Genomic DNA, 15,554 nt, shown 5'->3' on the forward strand with positions numbered 1-15,554 from the left:
GTAACTGTGTGTTTTTCGTCACATCAAGCGTGTCATTGTATGTCTTTTGTTCGAACGATTCGAATTCACCATAAATATGAGAAAAAGCGCTTGCGGATAAATTAAGAATCCGTATTATACGCTCCATCGACAGGCAATAAGCCAGTTAGATATCTCGGTGAATAGCGCAGCTTGGTAGCGCATCTGGTTTGGGACCAGAGGGTCGGGGGTTCGAATCCCTCTTCACCGACCACATTTAGAAAGCCTGCTCAATGAGCAGGCTTTCGTCGTTTCAGGACATGAGAAATGGGATTAGAACCTAGGTGGGGTTCGCCTGATATTCAAAATAAGCTCTTCACCGACCACATTAAGAAAAAGGCTTGTCAGAAATGAGAAGCCTTTTTTGCATTTCAAAATAGTTAACGTATTTATATAGTATAGGCCATGAGGATAGGGCTGGGATGTCAGTCCCCAAACTACTTACTTAACATCACACGTGATGTTCTTGATTGGTGTTTCCGAGGTAACAAAACAAACATACGCTTCCGCTTGCTTATTCGGGCCTATTCGAATGTAACCTGCCTTTACTTCATCTTCATCAAACGCCACCGAGTGAGATTTTCCCGTTTGGTTGTCGTAAAAGTTCGCTTCAAAATTGTTGTTCATTTGGCTTGCGATACGGTTTCGTGTTGTAGAGGTTGTGAACGTAATATTGGCGCAGCGCATTGGTGGTTTCTCAGTAACCAAAAACTGTCCGCTTTCTTTATCTAATACACCGCCTTTGGTATCTGGCTGAATGTCTATCGGTTGGAATTGTTCGATTGTACAAGTTTCTTTGGCTGAGGCTATTGAGGGCATCAGCATCGTGAGGGCTAAAGGGAAAGCAAAAAGTACTGGTTTCATTAGAACAACGCCATAGGTAAAAAGAGCGAAAGATAATAGCACCGCAATGGTGCTATTAAATGTAAAGATTCTGTTATTAAGGAAATGCTTTTATAACGAGAGCAAAATGAGGTTGAGCATCGTTAGCTTTTTTGGCTAGCCTTAAATTGACATTGGGCTGGTTGGCTTTGTGATTGCTGGATGATACTGAAGCCTTTCTTTTCTAATAACTGTATAAGGTTACCTTCTCCAATTAGGTGCAAGGTGCCAACTACTATCAAGTAGTTCCCTATAGGCTTAAGTTTCCAATCATTGGCGGATAGTTTGTTTGCCCAGTCGATATTGCGATCGGTTAAGAATGCTTTCTCAAGTTCAGGCGACATCTCTGATAGCTCTGAAAAGGCTTCCAGCTTCGCTAAATCACCCGCTTTCCAGCTTTCAATTAGGCAATGAACTACACGATCAGTTTGGTCAAATTCTTCAAGGCTACTGACTAACCACTCCTTACCGTCGTCCTTTTGTTTTGTCATCAGGTCTGTTTGAAACTGCAGAGGTTCTAAACTGATCACCGGAACATCTTGGATAGTTGCTTTGTGAGCTAGTGTCGCATCAACGCCGCTGGCGGAGCCATAACCCAGGTTTTTTAACTGCTGCATCTGTATGGAGAGAGAAGTAGCCCAAGGCGGTGAACTAAGCAGTTGTTGCGTCGGCATGCCCAATGATTTTGATATGTCGGTTAATAATTGCAGCTGTTCTGCATTGAGTACATCGGCAGTCGTGAGTTTGTTGTGGGGATATACAACGCCACTTGTCTTTGTTATGTCCGTCTCGATAACTAATCCGTCACTGTTTTTTAGCGTGTCGGTGATTGCTGACGGAAGTGGGTACATGCTCTCGTCCCCAACGTGTACAGAACCTAAGATAGTGAGTGTCAGTTCCCCCTTTTTCGCTTGCCAATAAAGTGGCTCGGCGACTGCTTGCCTAGCTGAAAAGGCGAGAACGAATAAAACCATGTACCAGAGTGGACGCAAAGGGAGCTCCTTTAGGAAGAATTAAACTCGTTAAAATCGATTTTGACGGCGTTTTTTAACGGTTTTTTTTGAGAACGATGTCACGTTGTTTGTACGAAAAGTATAACAACCCGAACAAACTGTTAAACCTTTCTCTCTATCAACGACACGATTTTATGAAATCCTTTAAAAAGATTGTGATTCAATTCTCAATTTTTACGTCAAAATAAAACTGACGGAAGTGCCGTTAATTCTAACTTTATGATTTTTATGTAATTAATTTTATCGCCAATTTTGAGATTTGAAGCTGATCACTTTATTAACTTGATTTAATTCACGGCAAAAAATAAGCCCATATAGTTTAGCTAACTTTCGAAGCGCTCCAATTTGCTTCTTACTCAATTTTTAAATTTATGGGTGAATACGATGTTGAAGAGAAACTTACTATCTGTAGCGGTACTGGCTGGTTTGACGGGTTGTGCTGTAACGCAAGCACCTGAGCAACAGATTGTTAATGCACTGGCTGATAACCTTGATGTGCAATATGAAATCCTAACCAATCACGGTGCGAATGAGGGAATGGCTTGTCAGGACTTAGGCGCAGAGTGGGCATCATGTAATAAAGTGAACATGACGCTAACTAACGATGGTGAAGCGATTGATTCAAAAGATTGGACCATCTACTTCCACAGTATTCGCCTTATCTTAGATGTTGATAATGAGCAGTTTAAAATCACTCGCGTAACCGGCGACTTACACAAGCTAGAATCAACAGAAAAATTCGATGGTTTTGCAGCGGGTGAAGAAGTGATTCTGCCATTAACCAGTGAATACTGGCAACTGTTTGAAACTGACTTTATGCCAGGTGCATTTGTAACAGCACCAAACGCAGAACCTAAGATGATCGCTTCATTGAATACGGAAGATGTAGCGTCGTTCGTAACAGGTTTAGAAGGTAACAACCTTAAACGTACACCTGATGACAACAACGTAATGGCTACAGCGGTGACGCGTTTCGAAAAGAATGCAGATCTAGCAACGCAAGATGTATCAACAACGCTACTACCAACGCCAATGTCGGTAGAAGCCGGTGAAGGAGCTGTGAGCATTTCTGGTGGTATTGCCCTACCAAAAGACGCATTCGATGCTGATCAGTTCGCAGCAATTGAAGAACGTGCAGATGTGGTAAACGTAGATGTGAGTGGTGACCTTCCAGTAAGTGTTACCGTTGTTCCTACTCAGTTTACGGGTGATTTAGCGAAATCTGGCGCTTATGAACTAAGCATCTCGGAAGAGGGGATTGCGATTAAAGCGTTTGATAAAACAGGTGCTTTCTACGCAGTTCAGTCTATTTTTGGCCTAATAGACAGTCAGAACGCTGAATCATTACCACAACTGTCGATACAAGATGCGCCACGCTTTGATTACCGTGGTGTGATGGTGGATGTTGCTCGAAACTTTCACTCAAAAGATGCCATCCTAGCAACGCTAGACCAAATGGCGGCATACAAGATGAATAAACTGCACCTTCACTTAACAGATGATGAAGGTTGGCGTTTAGAAATCCCAGGTTTACCAGAGCTAACGGATGTAGGGTCTAATCGTTGTTTCGATTTGGAAGAGCAAAGCTGTTTACTGCCTCAGTTAGGTTCAGGTCCAACAACAGACAACTTTGGCTCTGGTTTCTTTAGTAAAGCGGATTACGTCGAGATCTTAAGCTACGCAAAAGCGCGCAGCATCGAAGTAATCCCAGAAATTGATATGCCAGCACATGCTCGTTCTGCTGTGGTATCGATGGAAGCACGTTACACTCGCCTAATGGCGGAAGGTAAAGAAGCGGAAGCGAACGAATACCGTCTGATGGATCCACAAGATACATCGAACGTAACCACGGTTCAGTTCTACGATAAGCAAAGCTTCATTAACCCATGTATGGAATCTTCAACTCACTTTGTCGATAAAGTGATCTCTGAAGTGGCAGCAATGCACCAAGAAGCGGGTATGCCGCTAACGACTTGGCATTTTGGCGGCGATGAGGCAAAAAACATCAAGTTAGGCGCTGGCTTACAAGATATTAATGCAGAAGATAAAGTGGCTTGGAAAGGCAACATCGACTTGTCTAAGCAAGATAAGCCATTCCAACAGTCTCCTCAGTGTCAGTCTTTGATCGCTGATGGTACTGTAAGCGACTTCGGTCACCTGCCAAGTCACTTTGCAGAGCAGGTATCTAAGATTGTTGCTGATAAAGGTATCCCTCACTTCCAAGCATGGCAAGATGGCCTGAAATACAGCGAAGGCGAGAAAGCATTTGCGACAGAGAGCACTCGCGTGAACTTCTGGGACGTTCTTTACTGGGGCGGTACTTCATCAGTATACGATTGGTCAGCAAAAGGGTATGACGTGATTGTTTCTAACCCAGACTACGTATACATGGATATGCCATACGAAGTTGATGCTGCAGAGCGCGGTTACTACTGGGCAACACGTGCAACCGATACACGTAAGATGTTTGGCTTTGCACCAGAAAACATGCCACAAAACGCAGAAACATCATTAGACCGTGACGGCAATGGTTTCTCTGGTAAAGGCGAGATTGAAGCGAAACCTTTCTACGGTTTGTCTGCACAACTTTGGTCTGAAACAGTACGTACCGACGAGCAGTATGAATACATGGTGTTCCCTCGCGTATTGGCAGCAGCAGAGCGTGCATGGCACAGAGCGGATTGGGAAAACGACTACAAAGTGGGCGTTGAATATTCTCAAGATACTGACTTAGTGAATAAGCAGGCTCTAAACAGCGACTTTAATCGCTTCGCGAATATTGTTGGTCAGCGTGAACTGGCTAAGCTTGAGAAAGCAGGCATTGATTATCGACTACCAGTACCGGGCGCTCAGGTTGTGGATGGCAAGCTAGCGATGAACGTTCAATTTCCAGGCGTAGAGCTGCAATACTCTGCTGATGGCGAAAACTGGTTAACGTATGACGAGCAACAACGTCCATCGGTTTCTGGCGAAACTTACATCCGCTCTATCTCTGAAAGTGGCGAGAAAGTAAGTCGAGTAACCTCAGTTAAATAATAGATAAGCAACATTAATAGAAGAGCTCCCTCGTTATTATCTTACTCAAGGTAAAAAGTGGGAGCTCTTTTTGTTTGCTGCGAATTAGGCTCTCATCCAAAACGGAAACATATAGAAACCGTCTTGGTTTATAACGTCAACAATGCACATAAAGAGAGGTTCATCGCAAAAGTGACGCACTTCTCATTATTCTCTTCAAAAAATAAGTCCTTCATAAAAAACTCTAAATCAAATGTGATTCAACCTACCGAATCTAATTTTGCACCGTAAAATAATGTGATCCCGATCTGTGCATTTTTCCATCTTGAGTTTTTTATCAATTTTTATGTTTTTAAGTAATTGATTTTAATGCATTAAATAACTTGTTCTTTTTTGATAGTGAGAGAGATCACTCTGCCCACTCTTTTATTTTGAAACGCAAATTAATTCGAGCAACATAGATTTCATGCCAGGGAGGCGACCAACTACTCAAGCGGTGAAGGTGAATGATGTACCGAAGATATGCCGCTGAAAAAATCAAACTAAGGCAGTTTACTATGAAAAAAATTATCGCTCTAAGTGCTCTTTCTTTTGCTTTCGCTTCTAGTGCTTTTGCTGGTTCTTCTTACGTAACAGGTAACATCCAAATTCACGATGACGGCCGTATCCACGGTTCTGATATGACTTCTACGCTAGAAGCCGGTCACACGTTTGACAACTCTCTAGGCGGCTTCACGGTTTACTCTGAGTTTGATGGTATTCAACTGGGTAAACTTGAATCTGAAAATGGCGGTGCAGGTAATACTACTCCTGGCATCACTGTAGGTGGTGAGCAATCTTTCAACATTACTGACAACCTATGGGTTGCTGCTGGTTACCAACACCTATTCTCTGCGGGTGAGAGCATTCAGTTCCGTCCACTGGTTAAGATCGGTTACAACTTCGATAACGGTATCTCTATTAGCAACCGTACTCGTGCACACATCGATGATACTTCTGCTGATGCTGACACAGACTACCGCATGGATAACCGCATTGCTTACACAGTGAATGCTGACCTAGCGCTTAGCTACAACAACGTATACATGATTGATGCTGAAGCGATGGACCATGAGTTACGTGCAACATGGACCCGTCAAGGCGTTCAACCTTACTTTGAGTTCCGTAGCCAAGCTAACGGCGTAGACTTCGCAAACGGCGATTCTAAGCAGAACAACGCATTCGTATTCGGTGCTTCTTACGGCTTCTAAGCGGATTTATTTGGCGGTTTAGTCAATGAGACTATTCGCGAAATAGCTTTTTTGCCAAAGCACTTCCTTCGTGAATGAGCGAGGGAATTAAGCGGCACTAACAGCCCGGTTAGTGTTGCGACAAGATTTGCTTTACTGTCCAAAAGCAAAGAGCCTAGCAAGTAAACCACAGTCTTGGGTTTGCTTAATACTAGGCTCTATTTTTATGTTTTAATTTCTCTCTAAATGTTCGTGTACTTTAGTTGCCTTTATAGTGACGGTATTCAAACACCTGACCTTTCTCGTTAAACGCATATACAGAGTACTCGTCTTTCTTATCGCCATGCTCCATGCCCGGAGAACCCATAGGCATGCCAGGAACAGCCAAGCCAATCGCATTACGTGGTGGGTTTTCTAAAAAGGCTTTCACGTCTTCTGCTGGAATGTGTCCTTCAAATACGTAACCGTCGATCTCTGCCGTGTGGCAAGAGGCTAGCTCTTGTGTTACCCCTAGCTTTTGCTTGATTGGATTCATGTCATCGTGGAGTTTCTCTGTCACATCGAACCCAGCATCTCGCATATGTTCAGTCCATTCTGTGCAGCAGCCGCAGTATGGAGATTTGTGGTTTAGAACATCAGTAGCTAAAGCCTGTCCTGAAATTGCAGCGAGTGCTGTAAGAGTCATAACTTTACGAATCATGGTTAACCTCATGAATATGGTTTTTATTGATATTAGAATGAGTGGGCTTGAACAATCTCAACCTGTTGGCATTGCTCACTACCGTAATTGACGACATCGCCATCGCTGCGCCTGCAACTACTGGGCTTAGCAAAAATCCGAAAAACGGATAGAGCACACCGGCCGCGATAGGAATACCAAGCGAGTTGTAGATGAAGGCTCCAAAGAGGTTTTGCTTCATGTTTCTCACGGTTGCTTGGGACAGCTCTATCGCGTTACTGACAGATAAGGGCGACGAGTTGAGGAGTGTCATTTGCGCACTTTCAATCGCGACATCACTGCCACTGCCCATTGCGATACCTATATCAGCTTGAGCAAGCGCTGGCGCATCGTTAATGCCATCTCCAACCATAGCCACACTCTTATATTGTTGTTGAAGCTGAACAATATGCTGAGCTTTCTGCTCTGGTAACACTTCCGAGATAACCTCATCGATACCTACGCTTTTGCCAATCGCTTGAGCAACAGAATCGTTGTCGCCAGTGAGTAGCACGGTGTGAATTCCGGCGGATTTTAGTTGAGCAATGGCTTGTTTGCTATCTATTTTTAATGCGTCTGAAATGCCTAAGATGCCTTCCAGTTTTTGGTCGATGACTACGAAGATGGGTGTCCATGCTTGTGTACGACAAAGCTCGATAAAGTCTGTGCCAATTTCAGTCTCAATTCCGAGTTGGGAGAGGTACTTAAGTGAGCCGACTTGAACGTTTTTGCCGTTAATTATTGCTTGTACGCCAAGGCCTCGTTGATTTTCGAACTCGCTATGAGGTAGTGCTGAAACTTGTAAGCTCTCTGCATATTGGCAAACGGCTTTAGCTAATGGGTGTTCTGACCCTACCTCTACCGAATAGGCGTAAGCCAGAAGTTCTTGCTCTGGTAAATCGCCATAAAAGGCTTGCTGAACGGTTGGCTTGCCTTGGGTTAAGGTGCCCGTTTTATCAAACACGACAGCATCGATTTTGCTTGCAGATTGCAACACATCGGCATCTTTGATCAGAACGCCAAACTCAGCCGCTTTACCTACGCCAACAGTAATCGAAAGCGGTGTGGCTAGGCCCAAGGCACATGGACAAGCGATGATCAGCACGGTAGTCGATACTACGAGCATATAACTGGCGCTAGGTTGTGGGCCAACAAAAAACCAAACTAGGGCGGCAATAGCTGCGATAGCGACCACAACCGGAACGAAAATAGCTGAGATGGAGTCTGCAAGCTTAGCAATCGCAGGCTTGCTGCTTTGTGCTTGGCGAACCATCTGAATGATTCGAGCCAACATGGTGCTTGAGCCAATCCCAGTTGCTTCAATGATTAAGCTGCCATCACCATTAATGGTTCCTGCTGAAACACCATCATTAATCGATTTAACGTTGGGAAGCGGTTCGCCAGTCAGCATCGATTCATCGATATAAGATTCACCTGATATCACGACACCATCAACCGGCACTTTCTCTCCCGGCTTCACTCGAACTTGCATGCCGACTTGAATAGCTTCTACAGCGATGGTTTGCTCTTGGCCATCGACGATAACCACCGCTTTTTGAGGCTGTAAGTTTATCAGCGCCTGTAAAGACTTAGTGGTGCGTGCTTTGGCTTTGGCTTCAATGTAGTGACCCAAAGAAATAAGGCCAACAATCATTGCACTCGCTTCAAAATAGACATGACGAGAGGCTTCAGGAAACCACGAAGGAATAAGCACAACCAACATTGAGTAGAACCATGCTGCGCCTGTACCCAAAGCAACTAACGTATCCATGGTCGCACGCTTGTGCATCAGTGATTGCCAAGCATTCGTGAAGAAGCTGCGTCCTGAAGTCGCAAGCAGTATCAAACAAATGACACCAACTAAGCCCCAAGCCAGTTGATCGTTAAATGTAGCAATGGTCATGCTGCCACCGAACAAACCCCACGCCATCAGCGGAGCGCCGATAATCAGTGCGCTTACTGAGTTTCTAAGGAAGGCTTGTTGGGTACGAAGTTGCTGTTCTTGTTGTTTTTGCTGTTGAGTCGCCGCATCGTCGACAAACTCGGCGCCATAACCCGCGGCTTTCACCGATTCTATTAGAGCGTTTTCAATGATGTCTCTTGTTTGAGAGGTGAAAACCAAGGCTGTCTGCTCAGCGAGATTGATCTGTGCTTGGTCGACGAATTCATTCTTTTTCAACGCTTTTTCTACTGAAGAAACACAACTCGCACACGTCATCCCTTCAAGCACAAGGTGATAGGTATATTGACTGGCAACGGGCTTAGTTTGTGCCGTTTCTGTAGACGCTGGTTTTTTATCTTCTTCTGAATTTGAACTCTGTGAGAGCTCATTGGATTTAGAGTAGGGAGCCGCGTGATAACCCACGCTTTCGATCAACTCAATAAGCTCGGGTTCTGAAAGCAGAGTAACCAAGGACAATTCATGTTTGCTGACTTCTAGGTCTGAGATTTGCTCGGTTTGTTCAAGTGCTTGAGTCAGCTTGCTCACACACTTACCACAGCTGAGCCCTGATAACGAGAGGTGCAGCTTGTTACCCATAGAATAGCCAAGCGTTGCCAGCTTCTCGTTGAGTTGAGCGTAATTCGATGGAGTCGAAATATCGATGTACGTCGGCGATATGTCAGTGATCGTCGTATTCTCTAGAACATCAAAAAGTGCCCGAACTTTCTTCGCACACCCCATGCAATTAAGGCCGTTAAGCGCAGTTGTGTAATGGTTCATACCGATACTCCAATTCTCATCTACGTCTAACATAAACCTTCCCGTAAGGGTAAGGTCAAACATAAATTCAAGAATTTGATCTCAGTAGTGTGTTAGCTGGTGGGTTCAATTTTTGAATGGGAGGGGGAATAAAGGATCCGCGGCTATAATCTACTGGTTAGAGCTCTAGATTCGCTGCTTTGAAGGCGGAATTCGGCTTTCTATAATCGCTTTCGTACAACAACAGCACATTAATCATTCACTACTGATTGTAGATTTAAGCGGTGGTGATAAAATAGCGCCCAAAATTTAGTGATATTTGTCTATTACAAGCTTTGTAACGACGAGCACTAAAAGAATCACCTACATAATCAAGGTATTTAAATGACGGTTAAAACTCGTTTTGCTCCTAGCCCAACTGGCTATCTTCACGTTGGTGGTGCACGTACTGCACTTTACTCTTGGCTATTCGCTAAAAACCAAGGCGGTGAATTCGTTCTACGTATCGAAGACACGGACCTTGAGCGTAACTCTCAAGAAGCGGTTGATGCAATTCTAGAAGGCATGCAATGGATGGGTATGGAATGGGATGAAGGTCCTTACTACCAATCTAAGCGTTTTGACCGTTACAACGAAATGGTTGATAAGCTACTTGCTGAAGACAAAGCATTCAAATGCTACGCGTCTAAAGAGCTACTTGACGAAATTCGTGCAGAGCAAGAAGAAAACAAAGAGATGGCTCGCTACGATGCTAACCACCCTAAAATTGTTGCGGCTAACGAAGCAGCAAAAGAAGGTGATGCGTGCGTTATCCGTTTCCGTAACCCTAAAGAAGGCAGCGTAGTCTTTGATGATCAAATCCGTGGTCGCATTGAAATCGCTAACAGCCAACTTGATGACCTAATCATTCGTCGTACAGACGGCGCACCAACTTACAACTTCGTAGTGGTAGTGGATGACTGGGATATGGGTATTACACACGTTGTTCGTGGTGAAGACCACATCAACAACACACCTCGTCAAATCAACATCTACGAAGCACTAGGCGCGCCAGTTCCGACTTTCGCTCACTGTGCAATGATTCTTGGTGATGACGGTGCGAAACTTTCTAAGCGTCACGGTGCTGTTTCTGTAATGCAATACCGCGATGAAGGTTACCTACCAAACGCACTAAACAACTACCTAGTTCGTTTAGGCTGGTCTCACGGTGACCAAGAGATCTTCTCTCAAGAAGAGATGATTGAGTTCTTTAGCCTTAAAGCAATCAGCAAGTCTGCTTCTGCATTCAACACTGACAAGCTACTTTGGTTGAACAACCACTACATCAAAACTTCTGAGCCTGAGTACGTGGCAAAATACCTGCAATGGCACCTAGACGCACAGAAGATCGATACAACAAACGGCCCTGCAATCACTGAAGTGATCAAGCTAGTTGGCGAGCGTTGTAACACGCTTATCGAACTTGCTGAGCAGTCTCGTTACTTCTACGAAGATTTCTCTGAGTTTGAAGCTGGCGCAGCTAAGAAGCACCTACGTGGTGTTGCTAAAGGCCCACTAGAGCTTGCTCTTGCTAAGGTTGAAGCGCTTGAAGAATTCACAACAGCAAACATCAAAGACGGTGTGATTGCAGCAGTATGTGAAGAACTAGAGATCGGCATGGGTAAAATCGGCATGCCACTTCGCGTAGCAGTAACAGGTGGCGGCCAGTCTCCTTCTGTTGATGCTGTGATGGAGCTTGTTGGTAAAGAGCGCGTAATCGCTCGCATCAAGATGGCTCTTGAGTTCATCGCTGAGCGTGAAGCTAACGCTTAATTGAGCGATTGCTAGAATCAAAAAAGGGTCAGTAACTTGGTTACTGACCCTTTTTATTTGTCTCGAGTTTTACTCTCTGAATAACTTCGTTAAAACTTGTCGTCGGCAATCATTTGAGTCGCTTGCGCGGGTGTTTTCTTATCAAACAAGATATCCATCATCGCTTTGATGCGCTCCATATCGTCACCAAACTTAGAAAAGTTGCCGCTATTCGGCGCCTTAAACTCTACGTTACCAACGCGCTGTTGATCTTGATAAGCGGAGATCTTTGCGTCTGCCACAAAGGTTCTCAAATCCCAGCTCCAACGAGATACGTAATCTAGCGTGACTTCTTCAGGCTTGTGTTCAGAGCCGTCAGCGACAACCTTACATTTAACTTGATTGTTCAAACACCAATCGAGCATCGAATCAAGAAACACAGTGCGCGTCTTGGTGTCTTCTACGATAGTGATGTTTTTAATATTGTTTGCTTCTGGCAGTGCATTCCCTGAATACTTAGGAGCACTACAACCTGCGAGTAAAACGACAACAGCGGCAACTAACCAGTTTTTCATTATCTATCCTAGATTTTTTTGAAGATGATTGAGGTGTTAATCCCACCAAAAGCAAAGTTATTGCTCATTAGGTATTCAACATCCAATTCGCGACCTGAGCCTGTGATGTAATCGAGCTTGCCGCACTGTTCATCGACATTCTCAAGGTTTAGGGTTGGGCTGAACCAACCGCTGTGCATCATCTCTATGCTTAACCAAGCTTCAATCGCACCACACGCGCCAAGCGTATGTCCAAAGTAGCTTTTCAATGAACTGATTGGCACTTCACCAAAGATATTCGCAGTCGCGTTACTCTCTGCAATATCGCCTTTTTCTGTCGCAGTACCGTGTGCAGAAACATAGCCAATCTTCTCGGCTGGAAGCTGTGCGTCTCTCAGCGCTTTCTCCATACAAACTTGCATGGTTTCCATCTGAGGTTGGGTCACATGAGCCGCATCGCAGTTGCTGGCAAAGCCAATGATTTCAGCGTAGATCTTTGCACCGCGAGCAACAGCATGTTCATACTCTTCAAGAACAAGCGTACCGGCGCCTTCACCGATAACCAAGCCATCACGCTCGCTGTCGTATGGGCTAGGGGATTTCTTGGGTGTGTCGTTTTTTAAACTGGTAGCAAAAAGGGTATCGAAAACGGCAGACTCAGTTGGGCATAACTCTTCACCACCCCCGGCAACCATCACGGTTTGGTAGCCGTGCTTGATCGCTTCATAGGCGTAACCAATGGCTTGGCTTCCTGAAGTACACGCACTGCTGGTGGGAATAACACGACCGCGTAGCCCAAAGAACAATCCTACGTTTACCGCAGCTGTGTGTGGCATCATTTGCACGTAAGTAGTTGCTGTGATCGCTCGTGTCGATTTCTCGTTAAGCATTACGCCGAACGCACCAACCGCGTCAGTACTGCCTGTTGAAGATCCGTAAGCGATACCGGTTTCACCATTGGTTAAAATATCGTGGCCAATCAGTCCTGCTTGTTCTAGTGCATTTTCAGTAGCAACGGTGGCCAGGCGAGATACACGGCCCATGCCGCGTACTTGTTTACGCTTGTAGTGTTTAGGCAGTTGGAAATCATCAATAGGTGCAGCAAGCTTAGTGTTGAGGCCATCATATTGCTCAAAGCTTGGCATATATTGGGTCGCATTTTCACAAGCCTTTAGCTTTGGCTCTATCTGTTGCCAGTCGTTACCAAAGGCTGTAACACCTGACATGCCAGTTACAACAACACGGCGGGTCATACTAAGCCTCCATTTACTGAAATCACTTGGCGAGTGACGTAGCCTGCAATATCAGACATTAGGTAACTCACGAGACCTGCAACTTCTTCAGGTTCGCCCATGCGGCGCAGTGGTACTTGAGGAAGTGCATGATCTTTCACGTGCTCGTCAACCATGCCGGTATCGATTAAGCCAGGAGCCACGCAGTTTACGGTGATCTTGCGTTTCGCGAGTTCTAAAGCCAGAGACTTAGTTGCACCAATCACGCCGGCTTTTGCCGCTGCATAGTTAGTTTGACCGCGGTTGCCCATGATGCCCGATACCGACGCTAGAGTGACGATACGGCCACCTTTACGCTTTTGAACCATAGGCATCACACACGGGTGAAGTACGTTGTAGAAGCTGTCTAGGTTGGTGTGTATCACGCCATCCCACTCTTCTTCTGTCATTGCAGGGAATGCAGTGTCACGAGTAATGCCCGCGTTGTTCACTACGCCATAGTAAGCGCCATGTTCGGCAATATCGGATTCTAGCTTCTCACGACATTCACTGCGGTTGCTGATATCAAATCGGATAAGACGACCTTTGCTACCTAATTCTGTGATCGACTTTAGCGTCTCTTCAGCACCTTGCTTGTCACCCATGTAATGAACGGCGATTTCAAACCCGTCTTTCGCAAGTTGAACAGCGATCGCTTTACCAATGCCTTTGCTGGCACCAGTGACTAAAACCTGACGGCTCATGATGGGCTCCTAGTTTTCATTTCTTGTAATTTTTGTTCTGTTGGTACGTAGACATTGAGTTGGCATTGAGCCACTAACTCACCTTGGTCTTCGACTCTAGCGGTAAACACGGCCATACCACTGTCTTCCATCAGTTGCTCGGCGTAGACATCAAAGGTTTGACCTTGAGTAAATTCATCACACAGTGACTTGTAGCGACGAGAACCGAGTAGGAAACCTATAGGGGGAATGGTGCCGTTTTTCAGTGAATGGTATCCAGACCAAGCAGCAACGGACTGTGCCATAAACTCGATACCAACATAAGCTGGAACAGTTTTTGATTCGGCATTAAAGAACAGATTATGGGGGCCAATATCCACTTGGCAGTGGATCGACAACGCCTCTACGCTGATCGCACGATCGATTAGTATCATTGGATCATCGTGTGGGAGAAGTTGGTCTACAGAAGGGATATCAGTCATTTACTACACCAAAAATCAGGCTAATATTGTTGCCACCAAACGCAAACGAGTTGCTTAAGATGTTCTTTACTTTAAGTTTCTGGGTACAGTTTACCAAATCAATCTCAATATCTTCAGCTTTATCCTGACATTTTTGTAAGGGAAGCGGTAAGTCATATTTCAAAATATGCCATGCAATTGCAGCCTCAATCGCACTTGCGGCTCCAAGAGTATGCCCGGTAAGAGGCTTGGTTGAGCTAACGGGAACCTTGTTTGCAAAAATACGATGGATGGCTTTGCTTTCCATTGAGTCATTAAGTGGTGTTGCTGTGCCATGCGCATTGATGTAACCGATGTCTTTTGCTTGTAAATGTGCAGAATCTAATGCTTTTCGCATTGCTTGTTCGGCGCCGTTTCCTTCTGGATGGGGCGCTGAAATATGGTGTGCGTCAGAGCTGTCACCACAACCCAATAAGGCAATGTTTGGTGTGTCTTTTCCTGCATTTACACCGGTTGGCTTTGTCTTACTGAGCAACATGAATGCCGCTGCTTCGCCGATGTTAATACCATCTCGGGTTGCACTAAATGGCTTACAATGTGTCGTTGAAAGAGCTTCCAGTCCATGAAAACCATTGAGTGTCAGTTTACATAAGGTATCTACGCCACCGACTAATACAGCATCAGCCATGCCTGAATCTAGTACACGTTGTGCCGTGAGAAATACACGACCACTGGACGAGCAAGCTGTTGAGATCGCGTAGCTTGGCCCGGTTAATGAGCAGTATTGGCTAATGAACTCGGAAGTATCCCCTAGCTCTTGTTTCGAATAGTGATAATGTTCGGGAAAAGAGCCTTGGTCGAGTTTGTGCTTAAACGCGGCCTCACCGTCAGAGATCCCCGAAGTGCTGGTGCCGATAACCACAGCAATTCTATCTGCGCCAAACTGAGATTTTGCTTGCTCGATAGAATCTTCAATTTGATTAAGAGCTGACAGCGCCAGTTGATTGTTACGAGTGGCATATTGCGCAAGTGCTGAAGGAATCGGTGGTAGTTCACCCGCGATCTGACCAACGACCGTATGTTTACCATCGTTCAGCATATCGTTTACTTCAACCATATTTGATTCCCACTCATCTTTCAGACAGCTATGAATATCGGCAATCTCTGAGCCTAGCGCTGAGTGGAAACCACAGTCTTGGATGTAAATAGGCATAGTGT

12 protein-coding genes and 1 tRNA gene are annotated in these 15,554 nt (G+C 45.1%); 4 read left to right on the forward strand and 9 right to left on the reverse strand.

Features of this window, described 5'->3' with window-relative positions; translation table 11 throughout:
• The first annotated feature begins 155 nt into the window (after window positions 1-155).
• Window positions 156-232 (forward strand) — tRNA-Pro (locus tag ITG09_04350).
• 227 nt (window positions 233-459) lie between these two features.
• On the opposite strand, the gene ITG09_04355 is transcribed toward ITG09_04350, so the two are convergent.
• Together ITG09_04355 and ITG09_04360 are read right to left on the reverse strand one after the other, a co-directional pair.
• Window positions 460-882: a hypothetical protein gene (locus tag ITG09_04355; protein UPR52867.1), complete on the reverse strand. Its 423-nt coding sequence runs from the start codon at window positions 880-882 to the stop codon at window positions 460-462.
• Window positions 883-1,004: 122 nt separating this feature from the next.
• Complete coding sequence (locus ITG09_04360) at window positions 1,005-1,892, reverse strand: TraB/GumN family protein (protein ID UPR52868.1); 888 nt, start codon at window positions 1,890-1,892, stop codon at window positions 1,005-1,007.
• Between the two features lie 405 nt (window positions 1,893-2,297).
• Here ITG09_04360 and ITG09_04365 point away from each other — a divergent pair, with 405 nt between their 5' ends.
• Together ITG09_04365 and ITG09_04370 are read left to right on the forward strand one after the other, a co-directional pair.
• Entirely contained in the window at window positions 2,298-4,949 is a 2,652-nt protein-coding gene (locus tag ITG09_04365) for a beta-N-acetylhexosaminidase (GenBank protein ID UPR52869.1), read from the forward strand.
• 536 nt (window positions 4,950-5,485) lie between these two features.
• A complete protein-coding gene (locus ITG09_04370) occupies window positions 5,486-6,178 on the forward strand; it encodes a porin (GenBank protein ID UPR52870.1) in 693 nt (230 codons plus the stop codon).
• A 238-nt stretch (window positions 6,179-6,416) separates the two neighbouring features.
• Here ITG09_04370 and ITG09_04375 read toward each other — a convergent pair whose 3' ends face one another.
• Window positions 6,417-6,857, reverse strand: coding sequence for a DUF411 domain-containing protein (locus ITG09_04375; protein ID UPR52871.1), 441 nt, complete (start codon window positions 6,855-6,857; stop codon window positions 6,417-6,419).
• Complete coding sequence (locus ITG09_04380) at window positions 6,847-9,630, reverse strand: copper-translocating P-type ATPase (protein ID UPR52872.1); 2,784 nt, start codon at window positions 9,628-9,630, stop codon at window positions 6,847-6,849. The genes ITG09_04375 and ITG09_04380 overlap by 11 nt, the downstream gene beginning before the upstream one ends.
• Window positions 9,631-9,960: 330 nt before the next feature.
• On the opposite strand from ITG09_04380, the gene gltX reads away from it, so the two are divergent.
• Complete coding sequence (gltX, locus tag ITG09_04385; protein UPR52873.1) at window positions 9,961-11,388, forward strand: glutamate--tRNA ligase; 1,428 nt, start codon at window positions 9,961-9,963, stop codon at window positions 11,386-11,388.
• A gap of 89 nt (window positions 11,389-11,477) precedes the next feature.
• On the opposite strand, the gene ITG09_04390 is transcribed toward gltX, so the two are convergent.
• The 5 genes from ITG09_04390 to ITG09_04410 are packed head-to-tail and all read right to left on the reverse strand — an operon-like array spanning window position 11,478 to window position 15,549.
• A complete protein-coding gene (locus ITG09_04390) occupies window positions 11,478-11,942 on the reverse strand; it encodes a hypothetical protein (protein UPR52874.1) in 465 nt (154 codons plus the stop codon).
• Between the two features lie 8 nt (window positions 11,943-11,950).
• The gene (locus tag ITG09_04395) at window positions 11,951-13,174 is read right to left on the reverse strand and encodes a beta-ketoacyl-ACP synthase (GenBank protein UPR52875.1); all 1,224 of its coding nucleotides are present in this window, start codon (window positions 13,172-13,174) and stop codon (window positions 11,951-11,953) included.
• The gene (fabG, locus tag ITG09_04400; GenBank protein UPR52876.1) at window positions 13,171-13,896 is read right to left on the reverse strand and encodes a 3-oxoacyl-ACP reductase FabG; all 726 of its coding nucleotides are present in this window, start codon (window positions 13,894-13,896) and stop codon (window positions 13,171-13,173) included. Before fabG ends, ITG09_04395 begins: the two co-directional genes overlap by 4 nt.
• Window positions 13,893-14,357: a hotdog family protein gene (locus tag ITG09_04405; GenBank protein ID UPR52877.1), complete on the reverse strand. Its 465-nt coding sequence runs from the start codon at window positions 14,355-14,357 to the stop codon at window positions 13,893-13,895. Before ITG09_04405 ends, fabG begins: the two co-directional genes overlap by 4 nt.
• Complete coding sequence (locus tag ITG09_04410; GenBank protein UPR52878.1) at window positions 14,350-15,549, reverse strand: beta-ketoacyl-[acyl-carrier-protein] synthase family protein; 1,200 nt, start codon at window positions 15,547-15,549, stop codon at window positions 14,350-14,352. Before ITG09_04410 ends, ITG09_04405 begins: the two co-directional genes overlap by 8 nt.
• Window positions 15,550-15,554 lie beyond the last annotated feature (5 nt).

Source organism: Vibrio cyclitrophicus (assembly GCA_023206055.1).
Classification (GTDB): domain Bacteria; phylum Pseudomonadota; class Gammaproteobacteria; order Enterobacterales; family Vibrionaceae; genus Vibrio; species Vibrio cyclitrophicus_A.

What these genes read in the sequence shown, in the direction of transcription:
- ITG09_04370 (UPR52870.1), top strand. Translation starts at nt 5,486, where the DNA reads ATGAAAAAAATTATCGCTCTAAGTGCTCTTTCTTTTGCTTTCGCTTCT.
- gltX (UPR52873.1), top strand. Translation starts at nt 9,961, where the DNA reads ATGACGGTTAAAACTCGTTTTGCTCCTAGCCCAACTGGCTATCTTCAC.
- ITG09_04405 (UPR52877.1), bottom strand. Translation starts at nt 14,357, where the DNA reads ATGACTGATATCCCTTCTGTAGACCAACTTCTCCCACACGATGATCCA.
- ITG09_04355 (UPR52867.1), bottom strand. Translation starts at nt 882, where the DNA reads ATGAAACCAGTACTTTTTGCTTTCCCTTTAGCCCTCACGATGCTGATG.
- fabG (UPR52876.1), bottom strand. Translation starts at nt 13,896, where the DNA reads ATGAGCCGTCAGGTTTTAGTCACTGGTGCCAGCAAAGGCATTGGTAAA.
- ITG09_04390 (UPR52874.1), bottom strand. Translation starts at nt 11,942, where the DNA reads ATGAAAAACTGGTTAGTTGCCGCTGTTGTCGTTTTACTCGCAGGTTGT.
- ITG09_04375 (UPR52871.1), bottom strand. Translation starts at nt 6,857, where the DNA reads ATGATTCGTAAAGTTATGACTCTTACAGCACTCGCTGCAATTTCAGGA.
- ITG09_04395 (UPR52875.1), bottom strand. Translation starts at nt 13,174, where the DNA reads ATGACCCGCCGTGTTGTTGTAACTGGCATGTCAGGTGTTACAGCCTTT.
- ITG09_04380 (UPR52872.1), bottom strand. Translation starts at nt 9,630, where the DNA reads ATGTTAGACGTAGATGAGAATTGGAGTATCGGTATGAACCATTACACA.
- ITG09_04410 (UPR52878.1), bottom strand. Translation starts at nt 15,549, where the DNA reads ATGCCTATTTACATCCAAGACTGTGGTTTCCACTCAGCGCTAGGCTCA.
- ITG09_04365 (UPR52869.1), top strand. Translation starts at nt 2,298, where the DNA reads ATGTTGAAGAGAAACTTACTATCTGTAGCGGTACTGGCTGGTTTGACG.